3 protein-coding genes are annotated in these 1807 nt (G+C 38.4%); 2 read left to right on the top strand and 1 reads right to left on the bottom strand.

Going from position 1 to position 1807, the window contains the following annotated elements:
• Positions 1-87 precede the first annotated feature (87 nt).
• Positions 88-861, bottom strand: coding sequence for an enoyl-CoA hydratase/isomerase family protein (locus AC1DPZ_RS26465; RefSeq protein ID WP_477409132.1), 774 nt, complete (start codon positions 859-861; stop codon positions 88-90).
• Positions 862-1079: 218 nt separating this feature from the next.
• On the opposite strand from AC1DPZ_RS26465, the gene AC1DPZ_RS26460 reads away from it, so the two are divergent.
• Both AC1DPZ_RS26460 and AC1DPZ_RS26455 read left to right on the top strand, forming a co-directional pair.
• Positions 1080-1550 (top strand): ferritin-like domain-containing protein, encoded by a 471-nt coding sequence (locus AC1DPZ_RS26460; protein WP_477409130.1) that lies wholly within the window; start codon positions 1080-1082, stop codon positions 1548-1550.
• Between the two features lie 20 nt (positions 1551-1570).
• On the top strand, positions 1571-1807 hold a 237-nt coding region (locus tag AC1DPZ_RS26455; RefSeq protein ID WP_477409128.1), incomplete at its 3' end, for a hypothetical protein.

The raw sequence follows: 1807 nt of genomic DNA, 5'->3' as shown, positions 1-1807 counted from the left end.
ATTTTCCATTTCAATTATTATAGTATTTTGAAGGAAATAATCATTTACCTGCTAACCTTTGTGGAGTATGAATATGCTACCGAAATATTATTTTTTATCTAAAAAGTTCTGTAAAGCTTGCTGCGTAAACTCAGAGAGTACCAATTCTCCGCTTATGGCTGCCCGCTTAACCAGTAGGTCATCCCAATTATCCGTGCCCTCCCAAAGTATTTGCTTCAGGCTGGTTAATGCGTCGGGATTGTAGGAAGCCAGCTTTTTTGCAAGCTCATCAACTGATGCGTCAAGCCGGGCAATATCATCATAAACTTCGTTATACAAACCTTTATCTTTTGCCCATTGTGCGGTTTGAAAATCAGTAGCGCACATGGTAAGTTGTGAAAATGCAGGTAGCCCTACTTTACGAATAACAGCAGGCGATATCACAAACGGGCCAATGCCTATTGCCAGTTCACTTAATTTGATGGATGCAAATTGTGTAGCCAGGCAATAATCGGCGGCGGCAGCCAAGCCAACCCCACCCCCAACAGCTTTACCTTGTACCCGGGCTATAATTATTTTGGGTGATTTTCGGCAGGCGTTAATAACATTGGCAAAACCCGAAAAGAAATGTGTGCCAGCATCTTTATCTTTTATCTGCAACAGTTCATCAAAACTGGCCCCCGCACAAAAGGTACGGTCGCCTTCACTTTTTATTACAATTACTTTAACCTCTGGGTCGGCACCGGCATTGTTGATTTGATCGGTAAGTTGTTGCAACAGATTGGATGGAAGCGAGTTTTGGGCAGGATGAAAAAAACTGATAATGGCTGTGCCTTCCGGACTTTTTATGATAGAAACATTTCCGTTGTCGTTGGATGGCATATTAAAAGTTTATATAAGAAAAGTGGCTGTATCTAACACTTGTCCAATATCAGAAGTATTTAACTTAACTACAATTTTCAATTGAAATAATTTGATGATGCTGAAAAGAAACTAATGAAATTCAAACGCAGAGGCAGAACTTTAATCCAATCTCTATTTCACCAAAAACATTAACTACCATAAAATGTTGTACTTATACAAACATAATTAAATTAGTCATGGGAATTTTACAGCACATACAACATCAGATCTCTGCACTTAACGATCTGATTAAAATAAATAACGACCGTATTACCGGATATCAAATGGCCCTGGAAAATACCGACGAAACAGGTTTGATCCTGCTCTTTACCGAATACATTGACCAAAGCAAAAATAATATTACCGAGTTAAAGGAATATATTCTTGTATTAGGCGGCAGCCCGGCTGATGGAACAACTTTATCAGGCAAATTTTATCATACCTGGATAAATGTAAAGGCCACTTTTGTCAATAAAGATAAACAAGGTATTTTGGCCGATTGCGAATATGGCGAAGATGTGATCATCAAAGCATATCGTAAGGCGCAGAATGATAAGGAATTGATATGGGAAGATGAAAAAGTGGTAAATTTACTTGCCTATCAGTTGGATGGTTTTAAAACATCACATAATACCATTAAAAGTTTGCGGGATACCGTAACGGCTTAGGATTTATTATCTGGAAACAAATGAACAGCTCTGATGAATCTTTTTTGGAAGAATATAAGCCCTTGCATGTTCCGCATGAATATGACGCTGGTGCAGGGGTGCAAAATAATGTTGTATATGCTTTAGCCCAGCTAAAGGAAGCCACTGCACATGAAGTTGCCATAAAATTAAGTGCTTTTGAACCAGAAACGCCTCCTTTCATCCATGAAAAAAATGCGGAGGATATACTTAGATACCTTTTTAATAAAGGATTAATA

Source organism: Mucilaginibacter sp. P4_G9 (assembly GCF_056400985.1).
This window is presented reverse-complemented; position numbering and strand designations above follow the sequence as displayed.

Coding starts and splice junctions, on each gene's coding strand:
- AC1DPZ_RS26460 (WP_477409130.1), top strand. CDS start 1,080: ATGGGAATTTTACAGCACATACAACATCAGATCTCTGCACTTAACGAT.
- AC1DPZ_RS26465 (WP_477409132.1), bottom strand. CDS start 861: ATGCCATCCAACGACAACGGAAATGTTTCTATCATAAAAAGTCCGGAA.